The 16,680-nt window shown below is 35.2% G+C and carries 15 protein-coding genes and 7 tRNA genes; 6 read left to right on the forward strand and 16 right to left on the reverse strand.

All coding sequences use genetic code 11. The features are described from left to right. Positions 1-28 precede the first annotated feature (28 nt). Positions 29-730, reverse strand: a complete 702-nt coding sequence (locus KMW28_RS02335) for a potassium channel family protein (protein ID WP_169665071.1) — start codon at positions 728-730, stop codon at positions 29-31. A gap of 40 nt (positions 731-770) precedes the next feature. Further along, positions 771-1,385, reverse strand: coding sequence for a uridine kinase (gene udk / locus KMW28_RS02340; RefSeq protein WP_169665050.1), 615 nt, complete (start codon positions 1,383-1,385; stop codon positions 771-773). 375 nt (positions 1,386-1,760) lie between these two features. Between udk and KMW28_RS02345 the strand changes: the two genes are divergently transcribed. Then, positions 1,761-3,074, forward strand: a complete 1,314-nt coding sequence (locus KMW28_RS02345) for a PDZ domain-containing protein (RefSeq protein WP_169665049.1) — start codon at positions 1,761-1,763, stop codon at positions 3,072-3,074. Here KMW28_RS02345 and KMW28_RS02350 read toward each other — a convergent pair. After that, positions 3,071-3,853, reverse strand: a complete 783-nt coding sequence (locus KMW28_RS02350) for a biotin--[acetyl-CoA-carboxylase] ligase (protein WP_169665048.1) — start codon at positions 3,851-3,853, stop codon at positions 3,071-3,073. The genes KMW28_RS02345 and KMW28_RS02350 overlap by 4 nt on opposite strands. Positions 3,854-4,019: 166 nt before the next feature. Between KMW28_RS02350 and rsfS the strand changes: the two genes are divergently transcribed. From rsfS to KMW28_RS02370, 4 genes are all read left to right on the forward strand, one after another. Then, a complete protein-coding gene (rsfS, locus tag KMW28_RS02355) occupies positions 4,020-4,388 on the forward strand; it encodes a ribosome silencing factor (protein ID WP_169665047.1) in 369 nt (122 codons plus the stop codon). A gap of 33 nt (positions 4,389-4,421) precedes the next feature. Next, a complete protein-coding gene (gene ftsH / locus KMW28_RS02360; RefSeq protein WP_169665046.1) occupies positions 4,422-6,476 on the forward strand; it encodes an ATP-dependent zinc metalloprotease FtsH in 2,055 nt (684 codons plus the stop codon). A gap of 154 nt (positions 6,477-6,630) precedes the next feature. Next, positions 6,631-7,848 (forward strand): DUF418 domain-containing protein, encoded by a 1,218-nt coding sequence (locus KMW28_RS02365; protein ID WP_183363980.1) that lies wholly within the window; start codon positions 6,631-6,633, stop codon positions 7,846-7,848. A gap of 142 nt (positions 7,849-7,990) precedes the next feature. Further along, positions 7,991-8,449 carry a MarR family winged helix-turn-helix transcriptional regulator gene (locus tag KMW28_RS02370; RefSeq protein ID WP_169665045.1) on the forward strand — a complete coding sequence of 153 codons (459 nt, stop codon included), beginning with the start codon at positions 7,991-7,993 and terminating at the stop codon, positions 8,447-8,449. Positions 8,450-8,511: 62 nt separating this feature from the next. Here KMW28_RS02370 and KMW28_RS02375 read toward each other — a convergent pair whose 3' ends face one another. From KMW28_RS02375 to KMW28_RS02410, 8 genes are all read right to left on the reverse strand, one after another. Continuing rightward, positions 8,512-8,940, reverse strand: a complete 429-nt coding sequence (locus KMW28_RS02375; RefSeq protein ID WP_169665044.1) for a T9SS type A sorting domain-containing protein — start codon at positions 8,938-8,940, stop codon at positions 8,512-8,514. 116 nt (positions 8,941-9,056) lie between these two features. Further along, a tRNA-Lys gene (locus KMW28_RS02380) sits at positions 9,057-9,132 on the reverse strand. A gap of 26 nt (positions 9,133-9,158) precedes the next feature. Next, positions 9,159-9,242 (reverse strand) — tRNA-Leu (locus KMW28_RS02385). 7 nt (positions 9,243-9,249) lie between these two features. Continuing rightward, a tRNA-Lys gene (locus KMW28_RS02390) sits at positions 9,250-9,322 on the reverse strand. 31 nt (positions 9,323-9,353) lie between these two features. Continuing rightward, positions 9,354-9,426, reverse strand: a tRNA-Lys gene (locus KMW28_RS02395). A gap of 31 nt (positions 9,427-9,457) precedes the next feature. Further along, positions 9,458-9,530, reverse strand: a tRNA-Lys gene (locus KMW28_RS02400). A 29-nt stretch (positions 9,531-9,559) separates the two neighbouring features. Further along, a tRNA-Lys gene (locus KMW28_RS02405) sits at positions 9,560-9,632 on the reverse strand. A 31-nt stretch (positions 9,633-9,663) separates the two neighbouring features. Continuing rightward, positions 9,664-9,736: transfer RNA gene (locus KMW28_RS02410), tRNA-Lys, on the reverse strand. Positions 9,737-9,862: 126 nt separating this feature from the next. On the opposite strand from KMW28_RS02410, the gene KMW28_RS02415 reads away from it, so the two are divergent. After that, positions 9,863-10,591, forward strand: a complete 729-nt coding sequence (locus tag KMW28_RS02415; RefSeq protein WP_169665043.1) for an SH3 domain-containing protein — start codon at positions 9,863-9,865, stop codon at positions 10,589-10,591. Positions 10,592-10,748: 157 nt separating this feature from the next. Here the strand turns inward: KMW28_RS02415 and KMW28_RS02420 are convergent, their stop codons facing one another. From KMW28_RS02420 to KMW28_RS02440, 5 genes are all read right to left on the reverse strand, one after another. Continuing rightward, entirely contained in the window at positions 10,749-12,692 is a 1,944-nt protein-coding gene (locus tag KMW28_RS02420; RefSeq protein ID WP_169665042.1) for a GAF domain-containing protein, read from the reverse strand. Positions 12,693-12,923: 231 nt separating this feature from the next. Next, positions 12,924-14,282, reverse strand: a complete 1,359-nt coding sequence (locus KMW28_RS02425; RefSeq protein WP_169665041.1) for an MFS transporter — start codon at positions 14,280-14,282, stop codon at positions 12,924-12,926. Between the two features lie 219 nt (positions 14,283-14,501). After that, on the reverse strand, positions 14,502-14,705 hold the full coding sequence (locus tag KMW28_RS02430) for a hypothetical protein (protein ID WP_066210406.1): 204 nt from the start codon (positions 14,703-14,705) through the stop codon (positions 14,502-14,504). Positions 14,706-14,915: 210 nt separating this feature from the next. Continuing rightward, the gene (locus tag KMW28_RS02435; RefSeq protein WP_169665040.1) at positions 14,916-15,518 is read right to left on the reverse strand and encodes a trimeric intracellular cation channel family protein; all 603 of its coding nucleotides are present in this window, start codon (positions 15,516-15,518) and stop codon (positions 14,916-14,918) included. A gap of 11 nt (positions 15,519-15,529) precedes the next feature. Further along, the gene (locus tag KMW28_RS02440) at positions 15,530-16,573 is read right to left on the reverse strand and encodes a glycosyltransferase family 9 protein (protein ID WP_169665039.1); all 1,044 of its coding nucleotides are present in this window, start codon (positions 16,571-16,573) and stop codon (positions 15,530-15,532) included. Positions 16,574-16,680 lie beyond the last annotated feature (107 nt).

Genomic DNA, 16,680 nt, shown 5'->3' on the forward strand with positions numbered 1-16,680 from the left:
CAGTAATGCATATTACGAAAGTACCAAATTAATTATTGATATCTATGAACTTTTGAATATCTACTTTTTTAGCAAGAATAACGAGTCTATCACCTTTCTGAATGGTAGAATTGACCTCTTTGGGATGTCGTATCAAATGATCTCTAAATTCTACGAAACCTAATGCATTTACTTCTTCATGAGTTCTTCTCAATGCAATAATTTCTGCATTAAAAGTTCCCTCTAGATCTAAATCATCAATAAACTTACCAATTGTTCTTTTCGGAGCTAAAACTTCTACAATTTCGTGTTCATCGGGAAGCTGCATGAAAGATTGTATCTCTGGATTGAGGATCATTTCAGCAGTCATCTTACCCACCTCATCTTCGGGGAGAAGAATTTCGGTCACGCCAAGTTTTTGTAAAATCACTTTTTGTTGTTCACTCATCGCACGGGCGATGATACGTTTTACCTTCATTTCGAGAAGTAAAACGGTGGTGAGTAATAGACCTTCTACATTTTCACCAATAGCCACTAAAACAGCATCCATTTCGGTAATAGATTGTGATTTGAGCGACTTCACGTCTGTAGAGTCTAGTGCAACGGCGTAAGCAACGTCGTCTTTAATTAAATCGACAAGTTCTAATTCTCTGTCGATGGCCATCACTTCGGCTCCCAATCCTGCAAGGTTTCTTGCAACAGAGGAACCGAACTGACCTAGGCCAATAATAGCATATTTTCCTTCGGGCATAGTTTCCTGTAATGAAAAATTCAATCAGAAAATTAAACCCTTAAATTTTTCCAAGCAAGAATGTTTTAACAACATCTAGCGCAACATCGAAATTTCTGTCATTTCTTACGATAATATCCACATTTTCTTTGTGTGGTTTGATATAATTCTCGTAAGCAGGCATCACGTGATTTTCATATCTGTACAAAACATCGTTGATATCGTACCCTCTTTCCACGTTATCTCTTTTGATTCTACGACTTAGTTTTAGGTGTGCTTTTGCCTCAATGAATAGTTTCAAATCGATAATTTCTAACACTCTTGGGTCGTGGAATACGAAGATACCTTCAAGGATAATCACTTTCTTTGGAACAAACTTGAGCATCTTTGGAGTAGCACTAGCATTATTGAAAGTATATTCTTGAATTTGTACCTCTTCACCATTTTTAAGTTTGGTGATATCTTGGTAGAATTTCTCTAGATCAATTGAGTAAGGAGTGTCAAAATTTTTAATCCCTTTTTTGTCCTCAGGTTGTTTGTCTTTATCAATGTAGTAGTTATCCTGAGAAACAGTACATACGTTTTCTTTTCCAATGAGCTTGGTAAGATTTTTAATGAAAGTAGTTTTTCCAGATCCACTTCCGCCGGTGATACCGACTATAAAGGCTTGTTCCATTTTCTTTTTTATGTGATTAAAGAGACAAAAATAAGCAATTGATATAATTTAATCATAACTCTTAAATATTCATTAAATAAATAATTAGAAATATTAAACCGTTGATTTTTAGTTGGGTAATTGATTTATACGAAGAATTGCATAAGTAAAAATACCTACTTTTGGGTATTGATGTGCTTTACTGTATCAGCTACTTTTGTTATACTATGATTTTTTTACCTCGACTAATGTTTTTCCACAAGTGGAAAAGTTACTTTTGTGTATCACGACTTACTTTAAAACAGATTATCAAAAAATAAAGGAGACCTTAAGGTTTCCTTTTTTGTTTAAGTCTTTATAAATCATTATATTATAGACAACACCACTAACATTACTATGAAAACCAACGTATCAAAAATGATGTTGTTGGGAATGCTATTTTTGATAATTTCACCAACCATACATCAAACCATTGCACAAGAGTCAAAAGCACATTTGAAAAACCTCGTTTTCGAAAATGAGAGAAGTAACTATGTGCAAATTCCATTTGAACTTATCAATAATTTGATGATCATTTCTGTTGTGATCAATCAATCAGACTCTTTAAAATTGATCCTTGACACAGGAGTGACCTATCCCATTATTAGTGATCCTAATGTTGTTAAGTCAATAGGCTTTGATCAAAGAAGGGTGAGAGAAATAGATATTAAAGGCTGGGGAACAAAAAAAGATATTATAGCTTATCATTCTTGGGGTAATACGGTTAATTTAGATGGTATTGTGGGATTAAACCAGGATATCATTTTTGCAAATCATGATATTTTGCTGCTATCAAAAAATCTGGGAATGCACGTGCATGGACTTATTGGTGCGACTATTTTCAATCATTTTATTGTGCATATTGATTATATCAAAAAGAAAATCACTTTGTATGATCAAGATTTTTACGCTAAAAAGAGAAGAAGTAAATTCCATAAAAGGTATGATAAGTTTCCATTGGAGGTCAATAAAAATAGAAGCTACATAGTATCAACAGCTAAAAAACAGGGAGAGGAAACCACTTATAAACTAAAGTTACTAGTTGATACTGGAGCAAGTCATGCTTTATCGATTTTAGAAAAAGAGAACTCGCCCATGCGTGCTTCTGTTCAAGCCATCCGGGATCATTTGGGAGTTGGAATAAACGGAGACCTTTATGGAAAAGTGAGTAAATTGGATCTTTGGAAGATAGGTGATTTTATTATTGAGGATCCCATTGCAAAATACCCAGACTTTGATGTCTCTCATCTAAATAAAATAGGAAAGGACAGACACGGGAGTATAGGTTCTGAGATTTTACGAAGATTCTCAGTAGTCATTGATTATAAAAATCAAGAAATATTACTAAGAAAAAATAGAGATTTTAAACAAACTTTTCAATACAATCTTCTTGGACTTGATTTTATAAAACCATTCCCTCAATTGCCTTATTATGAGGTCTCTCAAATAAGAGAAGCATCACCAGCTAGTAAAGCGGGAATAAAAAAGGGCGATCGTTTACTCAAAGTAAATGGCACCTCGGTAAGTGCTTTAACGATGGAAGAAGTAAGGAATTTATTTAGAGGTAAACATGGTCAAAAACTATCGCTTGGAATCGTAAGTAATTCAGGAGAAAGTAAGAAACTCACTCTCACATTAGAAGACCCTTTTAAATATGAAGCAAATGATTAATAAAGGTGTTTTATCTCTTTAAATCCATAGTGTTTTACTTCTTTATCATCCATCATAACAGATAAACAACCATTTTGATTTACCCCAATGATGTGTCCGTAAAACCTTCTAGGAACCTGATTTGGAATTCTTTCTTCAAAATATCCTTCTTCTTGATACCAAAACAAATGGTCGTAATATTCTCTTTTAAGAATTTCCAATTTATTGTTTTTAAGCTGATCATATCTAAAATCTAAACGTTCCAAAAGCGATTCAGTCACCGTTCTAAGATTAAAGATTCTATCGGTTAAGAGGAATAAAGAAGTGGCAGAAAAATTACCCGAAAAACCTGTCTGATTGATGTTTAGACCAATACCAATAACAGAGTGCGAAATATTCTTTCCGACAATATAATTCTCAATCAAAATACCTCCTACTTTCTTATTATTGATAATTAAATCGTTAGGCCATTTAATTTTTATGTCTTCCCCGTTTAATAGTTTCGAAAAAGTATCAAAAACTGCCAAAGAAACTGCTATATTTAAATTGAATTGTTCTTGTGCTTGGAGAAAGTTGGGGTGAAGCAGAAATGATAAAGTGATATTCTTATCAGATTCACATTCCCAAGTATTTCCTCTCTGTCCTCTTCCATTGGTTTGAGCAGAGGTAACTACAGTAGTTCCTTCAGCTAATTGATGTTGGGAAACTAGGGTATTTAGGTGGTCATTTGTAGAGTGACAACTAGGCACATATATGACACTTTTACCGATAATAGACGTATTGGCAGAAATTTTATACAACTATTTATTACTTTTGTTTAGAATTGACCTAATATGACAATTCTTATTATTTGAGTATTGATTTTGCAGTACAATTATACAAGAAAGAATATATAAATTACAAATCGACTTTTGTCGACCTAATAATTAAGAAAAAAATTTAAGGAAGTATCCTTAACAAGATAATATGGGTAAGAAGAACGTAAATGTAGAGGAGTTAGCACACATCGTTGCTAAAGGGATGCAAGAGAAAAAAGCTCAAAATATAGAAATATTAGATTTAAGAAAAGTAAAGAATGCCGTAACAGATTTCTTTGTAATTTGTACCGCATCTTCTGATACTCAATTAGACGCAGTAAAAGACAGTGTCGAAAAAGAAGTAAAAGATACTGTAGGAGAAAAACCTTGGGCTACTGAAGGTAAAGGCTCTGACGGTTGGGCTTTGCTTGACTATGTTACAGTAGTAGCACATGTTTTTCTACCAAAGAAAAGAGAGTTTTATGCTCTAGAAGAACTTTGGGGAGATGCTAAGGTATTTAAATTACCTACCGAATAAGAATTAATAAACACTTAAGATCATAGTTTTCGAATGGATCAAAAACAGAGGAACACGCCTAAAAACCCAATGCCAAAGGGAAACAACTATCAATTGTGGATTTTATTATCCTTAATTTTAGTGGTTTTAGGTTTGGCATACTTTAGTAACAAAAGTGGGGCTACCGAACCAACAAACATTAATGAATTCAAGACAATGCTGAAAGACGGCGACGTAGAAAAAGTCGTTGTTCTCAATGATAAATGGGCAGAAATCTACTTATCAAATGAAGCATTAAAGAAAAATAAATACAAAAAACTTCAACAGGAGAGAAGTCCTTTGAGTGTTGTAAAACGTGAGCCAAACTACCGTTTTATGATTACTTCAGGAACATCATTTGAAGAAAAAATTGATGAGCTTCAAAAAGATTTTCCAGAAAATAAGAAAGTACAGTTCTTAGTAGAAGAAAAAGAAAGCTTTACCACATGGTTTATGAGTTCTGGTTTCCTACTAGTTCTTTTATTCGGTTTCTGGTTCTTGATGAGAAGAATGGCTACTGGCGGTGCTGGTGGGCAAATTTTCAATATTGGTAAATCAAAAGCTCAAATGTTCGACGCCAACCACATGAAAGTAACTTTCAAAGATGTGGCAGGTTTAGATGAAGCAAAAGAAGAGGTAGAAGAAATCGTTGATTTCTTGAAAAACTCTAAGAAATATACAGACCTAGGTGGTAAAATTCCTAAAGGTGTTTTACTAGTAGGCCCTCCAGGTACAGGTAAAACATTATTGGCAAAAGCAGTAGCCGGAGAAGCAGGTGTACCTTTCTTCTCAATGTCAGGTTCTGACTTTGTGGAAATGTTTGTAGGTGTAGGTGCAGCACGTGTACGTGACCTATTCAAACAAGCTAAAGAAAAAGCGCCTTGTATTATCTTTATTGATGAGATTGATGCTATTGGTCGTTCAAGAGGTAAGGGTTCTATGCCAGGTTCTAATGATGAAAGAGAAAACACATTGAACTCACTTCTTGTGGAGATGGATGGTTTCGGTACAGACTCTGGAGTTATTATTCTTGCAGCTACCAACCGTCCAGATGTACTTGATAATGCTTTAATGCGTGCGGGTCGTTTTGACCGTCAAATCTCAGTAGATAAGCCAGATATTAACGGTAGAGAGCAAATCTTTAAAGTACACTTGAATCCAATCAAGGTATCAAAAGATGTGAACGCAAAAGAATTGGCTACTCAAACTCCAGGTTTTGCAGGTGCTGAGTTAGCGAACGTTTGTAACGAAGCTGCTTTAATTGCCGCAAGAAATGATAAGTCAGCTGTAGAAATGGATGATTTCATGGCTGCAATTGATAGAGTAATTGGTGGTTTAGAGAAGAAAAATAAAATCATCTCTAAAGAAGAAAAGAGAATTGTTGCTTATCACGAAGCAGGTCATGCTGTGACAGGTTGGTTCTTGGAACACGCAAACCCGTTAGTAAAAGTAAGTATCGTTCCTCGTGGTGTTGCAGCTTTAGGTTATGCACAATACCTTCCAAAAGAACAATACTTGAATACTACAGAAGAAATGATGGACGAAATCTGTATGACACTAGGTGGTCGTGCAGCAGAGGAAATCATCTTTGGTAGAATTTCAACTGGAGCATTGAGTGATTTGGAAAGAACAACTAAAATGGCTTACAGTATGGTGTCTATTTATGGTATGAACGAGGAGATCGGTCATTTATCATTCTACGATCCAAACCGTAGCGAATTTAGCTCTAGACCTTATTCTGAAGCTTTAGCTGAGAAGATTGACGAAGAAGTGAAAAAGTTAATCGAAGGTGCTTACCAAAGAACTCTTGAGCTATTAAGAGAACATGGTGATGCTCTAGAAAAATTAGCTCAACAACTTTTAGAAAAAGAAGTTTTATATCAATCTGACTTAGTAAAACTAATCGGTGAAAGACCATTTGATAAGAAAACGATTTATCAAGAGTTTACTGAGGAAGCAGAAGAGAAAAAAGCGGAAGTTGAGGCTACACAGGCTCAAGAAGAAGTAAAACCTTCTGAGGACAAAGATTCAGATACAGAACAAAAACCGGATACTACTGAAGAAGTATAAAGGAATTGTTTTTAAAATATAGAAAGGGCTACAGCAATGTAGTCCTTTTTTTTATTCGTAATTGTCGTTAAAAATCACTTTTTATCTTTAAATAAATAGCTTATTTGCAGTGGTGAAAACTAAACTTGCTAAACATTAATAACATCGAATTGAAATGAGTAAAGCTTTAAATCAAAGAATTGAGGTCATCGATGTCCTCAGAGGATATGCTGTGATGGCTATTATGTTAATTCATAATATCGAACATTTTAACTATTATCACTACCCCGATAAATCCATTAACCCAGATTGGCTGAATACACTAAATGCAGAAGTATTCCATTGGATGTTCTTCTTTTTTGGAGGTAAAACCTATTCCATTTTTGCCTTACTATTTGGGTTTACATTTTACCTGATGTATCAAAAGCAGAAAGACAAAGGAATTGATTTTGGACCAAGGTATTTATGGCGATTATTATTGCTTTTAGGCTTTGCTCAATTTAATGCCGCCTTTTTCCCTGGTGAAGTACTTTTACTTTATGCTGTATGTGGTGTTTCTCTATTTTTTATGAGAAACCTTTCCAATAAATCTCTTTTGTTTTTCGCCATATTCTTTTTGGCACAACCTTATGAAATTCTACATTTCATATATGCTCAATTTGTACCATCTTATGAAGTAGGAGGTCAATTGTATTCACCTTTATGGAAATCCAGCATGGATATAATTAAGAATGGAACTTTTTTAGAGACCATTAAAGGTAACCTTACTTATGGACAAGGATTTTCTTTCCTGTGGGCAGTTGAAAATGGCAGGGCTGAACAAACTATAGGTTTATTTACTTTAGGCTTCTGGATGGGAAAAAAAGGCTATTTTAAGAATGAATTTTTAACAGGATGGAAGAAAGTCTTAGTCATCTCTGTTGTGACCATGATTCCACTTTTATATTTAAAAGACATTTTCCTTACTAAACAAGAAGTCCTTCTAGTAAAACGTACTGTAGGGGTTATTTTTGATATGTGGTGGAAGTTGAGCTTCACTTTTATATGGATCTCATTAATTGTTTTACTATATCAATTTAAGCCTGTTCAGAAGACCACTAAAGTAGTGAAAACATATGGTCGAATGAGCTTGACCAATTACATCACTCAATCGATCTTTGGAGGAATTATCTATTTCGGTTTTGGTTTCCATTTAGCCGATACTTGTGGAGTGGCATTTAGTCTACTTATCGGATTTGTTTTCCTATTCTTCCAAATGCTTTTCTGTCACCTTTGGTTGAAAAAGAATAAACAAGGACCTTTTGAAATGTTATGGCATAAATGGACTTGGGCACCATCTATTTTTACCAAAGAAATTGATGAAAAACCTCATCTTGAAGAGAAAGCAGTATAGATTTTTTACATAGATTGGTTATTTGTATTAGCTATAAATAGTACAATTTGTTTAAACAAAATTTGATATTCTTGGTATTATTAGAAAAATATTATTTATTGCGAGTTAACATATTTTGTTTGAACAAATACTTCCTTTTGTCATGTCAATTGAAAAAGATATAAATCAGAAAAATTTTAAAGACGCTTTTCAGAAAGCCTACATTAATTTAATGTTTACCAATAATTGGATGCTTAATCAGACCAAATCTTGGTTTAAAGAACATGGCGTTACACATCAGCAGTATAATGTACTGAGGATATTAAGAGGTTCACATCCAAATTGTATGAACCCAGGAAGTATTAAGGATGTAATGATTGATAAAAGCCCAGATTTAACTCGTCTTATTGATCGATTGATAGAGAAAAAATATGTTCAAAGAGAAACGTGTGGAAGTAATCGACGAAAAGTAGACGTGATTATTACTCAGGAAGGATTAGATAAGTTGAAGCAACTTGATCCACTAGAGGAGGAGATGAAGAATATGTTTAATAACCTAACTGATGACGAAGCGGAGACTTTAAGTAATTTGTTAGATCGTCTGAGAGGTTCAGTGGCATAGATAATACAAATACATTGATGATAAAAAGCTTGCTATTCCAATTAAAGGGATGGCAAGCTTTTTTAGTAGGAATTAACCACCAATCTTTTAGTTACTCTTTGATTACCGTTAAGTACAGAAACAAAATACAGTCCCTCAGAAACTTCTACTTTTGGTTTATACTTTAACTGTACCTTAGAATTATCTACAGATATATCCATACGGTAAATCAAGTTTCCGATGGTATTATAGAGTAATACTTGTACAGGGAATGATCGATCGATACCATCTATTTCCATTGAGACATTTAGACCATTTTCTTCTGCTACAACAGGATTTGGTAGAATTACCAAACTTAGGGTTTGATAAGTAGTAATCGTATTTTCTTTTAAGGGAATTTTTCTTTCTGAAGCGGATGCTTCTATAGAGATAAAAAATCCTAAAATAATTAATAGGCTACTACTCAACACATATTTGTATGTTCTCAGTAGTTTACTTTTCTCATAAATCATAGTATTTTTTTAGTAAAGGTGTTCTATAGGCAGTTTAATTTGTGTTGTTTATAATATCCGAAAAAAAGTTGAGTTAATCAAGGCATAAAAAAAGCCAACACATTTCTGTATTGGCTTGGTGATCCCGCTGGGGCTCGAACCCAGGACCCTCTCCTTAAAAGGGAGATGCTCTACCAACTGAGCTACGGAATCTAATTTCTTCGGATAGTTAATCTTTGTGCTCACGATTGGATTCGAACCAACACGGGATTGCTCCCACCACCCCCTCAAGATGGCGTGTCTACCAATTTCACCACGTGAGCTTCCTTGTGATCCCGCTGGGGCTCGAACCCAGGACCCTCTCCTTAAAAGGGAGATGCTCTACCAACTGAGCTACGGAATCGTCGTTTTTTCAAACGAAGTTATTTTAAAAGTGATCCCGCTGGGGCTCGAACCCAGGACCCTCTCCTTAAAAGGGAGATGCTCTACCAACTGAGCTACGGAATCGTCGTTTTTTCAAACGAAGTTATTTTAAATGTGATCCCGCTGGGGCTCGAACCCAGGACCCTCTCCTTAAAAGGGAGATGCTCTACCAACTGAGCTACGGAATCGTCGTTTTTCAACGAAGTTATTTTAAAAGTGATCCCGCTGGGGCTCGAACCCAGGACCCTCTCCTTAAAAGGGAGATGCTCTACCAACTGAGCTACGGAATCGTCGTTTTTTCAAACGAAGTTATTTTAAAAGTGATCCCGCTGGGGCTCGAACCCAGGACCCTCTCCTTAAAAGGGAGATGCTCTACCAACTGAGCTACGGAATCATAATTTTTCTAAAAGATCGCAAGTAATTTTATAAAATTAAAACGACCTATTAAATTTGAAAAACTCGTTTGTCTTTCCTTTTTTGCGAGTGCAAATGTAGAATGATTTTCAACATCAAGCAAATAATGAGATTTATTTTATCCTTAATAAGTTTATATTTATTGACTTTCAGTCAATTAGGATTTGGATTTTCGGCCTTAGAAACGAAAATTTCCAAAGCAGATTCACTTTTTGAATCACAACAGTACATAGATGCTTATACTATTTACGAAGATATTTTGACAAATGATCAAGCGTATTCTTCAAGAATGTTGCTCCGAATGGCCTTTATTCAAGAGGGTCAAGACAATTATTCTACTGCTTTGTACTATTTAAATCTGCAATATCGCCTTACAGCCGACCGTCAGACGTTAAATAAAATGACAAAAATTGCAGAAGAAAATAATTTATTGGGATATCAATATTCCGATAAAGAATTTTTTGTTTCCTTGTTCAATAACATGCAAACACTTTTTGCAGCCGTTTTAATTACCTTGATAACGGTATGTTTGGTCTTAATGTTCATTAGAAGGAAACAAAGTTTGTCAATTACAACTTTAACTTTCTTTGTTGCAGTTTTTTCTATAATTGGCCTATGGGCTTTTAATGGAGGAATAGAAAGAGAGCAAGCGATTGTGAGAAATAACGGTGCATTATTGATGAACGAACCATCTGCCGGTGGTAAGAAGCTTGCAGAGATTGTTCAGGGTGAACGTTTGAAGATTGAGAGTGAAAATGATATCTGGTACAAAGTAATTCTTCCTAACGATGCCGAGGGCTATATCAGAAAAGGGAGAGTATTTGATGTCAAATAGAGTTTTGTGGTTCTAATGGTCGTAACTGTATAATTATAACCATACAGACTTCAATGCATAAATAAAAATGCCTGATACACTTTAATTGTATCAGGCATTTTATTTTACTCAATTTAGATATTGCTTGTTTAAGCAATATAGATTCTATTATTTCTTTTTAAGCTTTCGAAATAGAAATCAACCATCGTTCGCCATCTTCAAAGTATACTTTACGAACTTCAAGAGACATTTTATTTCTTTCTCCTAAGTTATTGAGAATATCATATTCTTCTTTTTGATGTAGATTCTGCCATTCTTCTGTTTCCGTGAAGCCAGGGATGATTTCTTTGATATCCATTTGCTTTAATTCATCAGCATTAAATCCAATGAACTCTTGCAAAGAAAGACTACCAAAATAGATTTGTCCGCTATCCTCAACAATCAGTAATCGACCCGCAGTAGAGTCAACAATTTCGTTAAGAAGCTTCTTGGTTGATTCTGTTTCTCTTCTTTCTCTTACCAATTGCTCCTGCGTAGCCTGAAGTTCCTCCATACTTTGCTTTATTTCCTCCTCATTGGTACGAAGCTCATCAGTTAGACGTTTACTGTCATTGTACAGCTTACTTACGTTAGAAGTGTTTTCTGAGGTCACTACAGAGGTCGCAATAGCTCCTCCAATCTCATTCAATAGCTGAAGTGCCTTTTTCTCTAAAGGTTTAAATGATGAAAGCTCCAGAATTACTTCTACAATGCCATGCGATTTAAATGGGAATATAGTAATAGAATTAGGAGAAGCATCACCCAAACCAGAACGAATATTGATGTATTGATCCGGAATTTCTGTAAGGTATATAGGCTCACCTTCTTGCCAAATTTCACCAATAAGTCCTTCACCTCTTCTGATCTTCAATCCTTCTTCCTCTTTGTAAGTATCGAAAGCATATAATGAAGTCAACTCTAAAAATTCATCTTGAGTGACAGGATCTTTTTTATGAATGTAGAAAGCTGCGTGTGTACAATTCATAAAACGGCTCAATTCTTTGACCAAAGCATGGCCTAATTCAAAAGAATTGCCACTATGAACACGTATAACTTTGTTTAGTCGAGCCAAACCTTCGTTTACCCATTCTCTTTCACTTCGTTCATCAGAGTTTAATTTAAGACGGTTTTTCGTCTCTACCAGTGATTGAATAAAAGGATCGGATTTATAACTTTCTTTATCTTGAGAGCTGAAGTCAACATCATAATTTCCTTTACTAAACTCCATCACATACATAGAAATGTCTTCCAATTTCTGACGCATACTCATTAGAGAACCACGCATTTTGGTCATTTCTTTAGTACCTCTTGTATTAAATTCAACATCAAGATTACCGGCCGCGATAAGGTTCCCTTTTTCGGATAATTCTTCTAGGGGTTTTATGATAAGGTTGTTAAGTAAGAGTGCATTGACAAATACAACAATACAAATCAGGATAATAGCAATCAGAATAAAACGAACCAATTGATATTCGATTTCTTCCGAATCATTCACATAGGCTTTTACTAAATCCTGATTGACTTTAAGCATAGCTCCAGAGTTTTTCTCCAGATACGTTAAGCTATTTCTTACAGTGATGTTTTCTTCTTCAAAACGACTCAAAAGCCCCACACTATCCGATAAGTAGAGGGCCATATCAATATCCATGTTAAAAGAATAATTTGATGTATTCAGAGGCTCTTCTAGTATGGTTCTAACATTATTTCTAAATGGTTTCCATACCTCTTCGATACGCTCAATATAATCGTCTACACGTTCGTTGGCAGGACGGATCTTCTTGCTTTCCATTTCAGGAACAGAGCCACCGTGTTTCATCACTAATAAAGATCCATCATATAAGTTTAAGGCATTTTCTAGATCATCTTTAGCCGATTGATCTCCAGTATTTACATAAATATTGGCCAACAAAACAATTCTTTGGGAAAGCATTGAATTACGAGCAGAGACATCTACTTCTAAACTCTCATTGGTGTAAAGCCCTACAAGAGTGAGGACAGTAAATAATACTGCTCCAATAAGAATACCTCCCACCCAAAAGATGAGTTGCTTGATAGAAAATTGCTTAAAGTATTTCTCGATCATTATATTTTATCCCTAAAAAAGGTAGGTCGTTTTAAAAAGTGAGTAGATCAACTAGAGAGATAACGTTTAAATTCCTCAAATTGATACTTTTGATTAGATATAAATAGGCGTAAAATGTGTGCCAAATTTGAAGTTATACTCTTTAATCCAAAAAAAGAGCATGACAGAAGGAAAACTAATTCCATCCAACATGCTCTTTTAAAAAAAGGTATATAGGTAAATCTGTTTGATTTATTCTTCTGTAGAAGGTTTCTTATCCGATACTAAACCTACGCAGAATGACCCAATAATGAGTAAAACACCTGCGAAAGTAAGTAGGCCTACTGTATTTCCATCAAAGAAACTTGTAGCGATTGAACCTCCGAAAAGACCAGCGAAAATTTGAGGACCTGCAATAGTTACATTAAAAATGCCCATGTACAATCCCATTTTTTCAGCCGGTAAGTTTTCTGCTAAAATACTGAAAGGCATTGCCAAGATAGCAGCCCATGCCATACCTACACCAATCATAGGAATAAGTAACATGTACTGATCGTGAATATAACTGATACTTACTAAACCAATACCACCACAGATTAAAGCACCTGAGTAAACTGCTTTTCTGTTTAAAGTTTTAATTAGGATTGGCATCGCAATAGAGAACAATGCAGCCGCTAAACTGTAAGCAGCGAACATAATACCTACCCAGTCACCCGCTTCGTTATAAGCTTTTGATGTGGTGTCTGTGGTATCCCAAATGTGTTGAGCGATAGCAGGAGTAGAGTACACCCACATAAAGTAAAGTGCTACCCAAGAACATAATTGTACTGCTGCTAATTGTATCATTACTTTAGGAGACCCTAATAGAGTATCAATAATATTAATATGTGTTTTGTCTCCATTTTGAGATTTAGCTTCTAGATCAACATTGTTATACTCTGCATATTCTTTTGGAGGATACTCTTTTGTTCTCATTGCTGTCCAAATCACCGTCAAGATTAACGTTGCTCCACCAATGTAGAATGACCAAACTGTTGAATCAGCTACTTTTTGACCTGCAGCAGTATCCGGTTCGTTAGAAACGCCCCATGCTGTTAGTATAAATGGTAATGCTGAACCAATTACAGCACCAGTGTTAATCAAGAATGATTGAACTGAATAACCTAAATCTCTTTGTTTATCGTTAACCATATCACCAACTAAAGCTCTAAAAGGCTGGAAAGTGATATTGAAAGAGGCATCCATAATTAATAGCATAATGGCACCAAAAATCATTGGAGGTAGAAATGCTACAAAAACTTCAGAATTCGGCATTAAGAACATCGCCAATGTTGCCATAATTGCACCACCCACAATGTAAGGAATTCTACGTCCAAGTCTGTTCCAAGTAAAGTCTGAAGCACCACCAATAATTGGTTGAATAATAATACCCGCAATAGGAGCCGCTAACCAGAAATAGCCCAAGTGATGCACATCTGCACCCAAAGCTTGTAAGATTCTACTCACGTTACCATTCTGTAAGGCAAATCCAAATTGTACACCAAGGAAACCAAAACTAAGGTTCCAAATTTGCCAAAAGGATAAATCGGGTTTAGGAGTTTTATTTGACATATAAGTTATCTTCGATTATTTAATTTCATACAAGAGGTAGAATCTTTTTTTCCTATCTCTAATGACAAATATAAAAATGTAAAAGAAACAATTATGATAACTTGGCGATTGATTTTGATGATTTTTGATAAAAAAATATTGCAATCGGTTGTAATTTTATAAACAAAAAAAGTCCCTACCTTTTAAAGATAGGGACCATCAAAATATTTTTTGAGAAGATTATGCTCCAGCCGCTTTTTGCTTGTTTTTACATTGGCTTGGATCTTTACCGCAGTAGCTACAAGATTTACCTTCTGGATTTAGAAATGGGCTTTGAGAAGCACAAGTACCTTCAAATTTTCCATCTTTCTTGAAAATCAGTTTAACTGACATCAAAATAAAGAATAGACCAAAAATGCCTACACCTAATAAGAAAGTTTCCATATGATTTATATAGTTATTTGTCTTTAGAAGACGGTGTAATTTTTTCTTTTGTTATCACAAATGTAATGAAATGTTTATGGGAAATGATGATAATTGACAGATAATCATCAGAACTTACTAACAAATTAACAAATGTTCATGTGTTTTTTTGTTCTTTAAGCTCCCAAAAGAGTATTTGATGTGACCATAGAAAGAACAAAACAAACTTAACTATTTCATCTTAGGCAAAGTAATATGATACTTAATGGCTAGAATTCGAATCGAAATGACGGAAAATACACTTGCCCAAGTAGTTATATTGTCCGCTAAACCTAAGTAGGAAAGGAGTACAAAAATAATCCCGCCCACTATACAAGCAGTGGCATAGATCTCTTCTCTAAAAATTAGAGGGACCTCATTGCATAAAGTATCTCTAATAACACCTCCAAGTACAGCTGTAAATGTTCCCATAATAACACAAATAGCAGGAGATATCCCCATAAGCGATGCTTTTTCTACACCAATAAAAGTGAAGACACCTAACCCCATTGTATCGAAAAGAAATAGGGTAGTACGTAACCTGGTCACTATTTTTTTAAACAATACAGTACATGCTACCGCTCCTGTAATGACTAAAAGGTAATTGGTATCCATCGTCCAGAAAACAGGAGTACTGCCTAAAATGGCATCACGAACGGTACCTCCGCCAACAGCAGTAACACTCGCGACAAACAGTGCACCGAAAATATCAAATTTCTTTTCCGATGCGGCTAAAGATCCAGAAATAGCAAAAACAAACGTTCCTACTAAATCAAGAAAATAGATGAGAGACATGGTATGAATCCTTATTTATTTAAAACTGTTGCCACTCTTTGATAGACCATCTCTGGAGTGACTTCCTCCAAACAAGCATAGTCCTCTCTAAGGCAAGGTTTATTACCAAAGACCGAACAAGGTCGGCAAGGTAGTTCCTGAGTGGATAACTCTACGATATTCGCTTTATCTTGACCGTAGCCAATAAATCCAGCATAATGATGGGTGGCTCCCCATACCGACACCGTAGGCGTTCCTCTTAAGGAAGCCATATGCATATTGGCGGAGTCCATACTGACCATCACATCGAGATGCTCGATAATATCCAACTCTTCTTTTAATTTAATTTTTCCAGCAAGGTTAATGCTACCAGGCACTTGCTCCACACATTTATCCAAAAGCTTTGATTCTTCTCCAGGTCCACCGAAAAAGATCACTTTTGCATTTTCTTTTTCTTGAAGCAATTTAGCCAAAGCGACTGCTTTCACTTCTCCCCAAGCTTTGCCTTTGTGTTGAGCAAAAGGGGCGATGCCAATCCAAGAATTATTTTTTCCGCCTAAAAGCTCTAACTCTGCCTGGTTTAAAGCATCTGAAACCTTTGGACTTAATTGATGTGGAAGTTCTACCGTTAAACCAATTTTTCTGAAGACATCTGCATATCTTTCAGGCATTGGCCTAAGCGGTTGCATCACTTTATCTTTTGGTCTAGTAAGCTGTTTTTTGCCCTTACGTCCTTTATCAATTCGAACAACCTTAGTACCTGATGTTTGGAAAAAAGCATCCAAAATAAAAGTTCTTAATACGGAATGTATATCAGCTACTGCTAAAAAAGGACCTTGTGCCTGAAGCGATTTGTATAGATTTCTAAGTCCTTTAAAGCCGTTATGTTCCCCGTTTAAATCAGCTCCAAAAAAGGTTAACCTAGGAATATTTTCGAAAAAAGGCTTTAGAAACGGACGAGAAACCATAACGATTTCGGTATCCGGATTCTGCTTTAAAACCTCTTTAAGCACTGGAACGGTCATAGCCACATCGCCCATTGCTGAAAATCGAAATGCTAGAATTTTTTTTGACATGAAATAAACAGAATGTTGATAAACTTTAGTAATTCTAAGGTTAGACCATTGAAAAGCATAACCCGTCATAAAAATAAAAAGTTGTTTCCAAATACAAAGAGTAATAT

Origin of the sequence: Flammeovirga yaeyamensis, from assembly GCF_018736045.1 — a bacterium.
GTDB classification, from domain to species: Bacteria; Bacteroidota; Bacteroidia; order Cytophagales; family Flammeovirgaceae; genus Flammeovirga; species Flammeovirga yaeyamensis.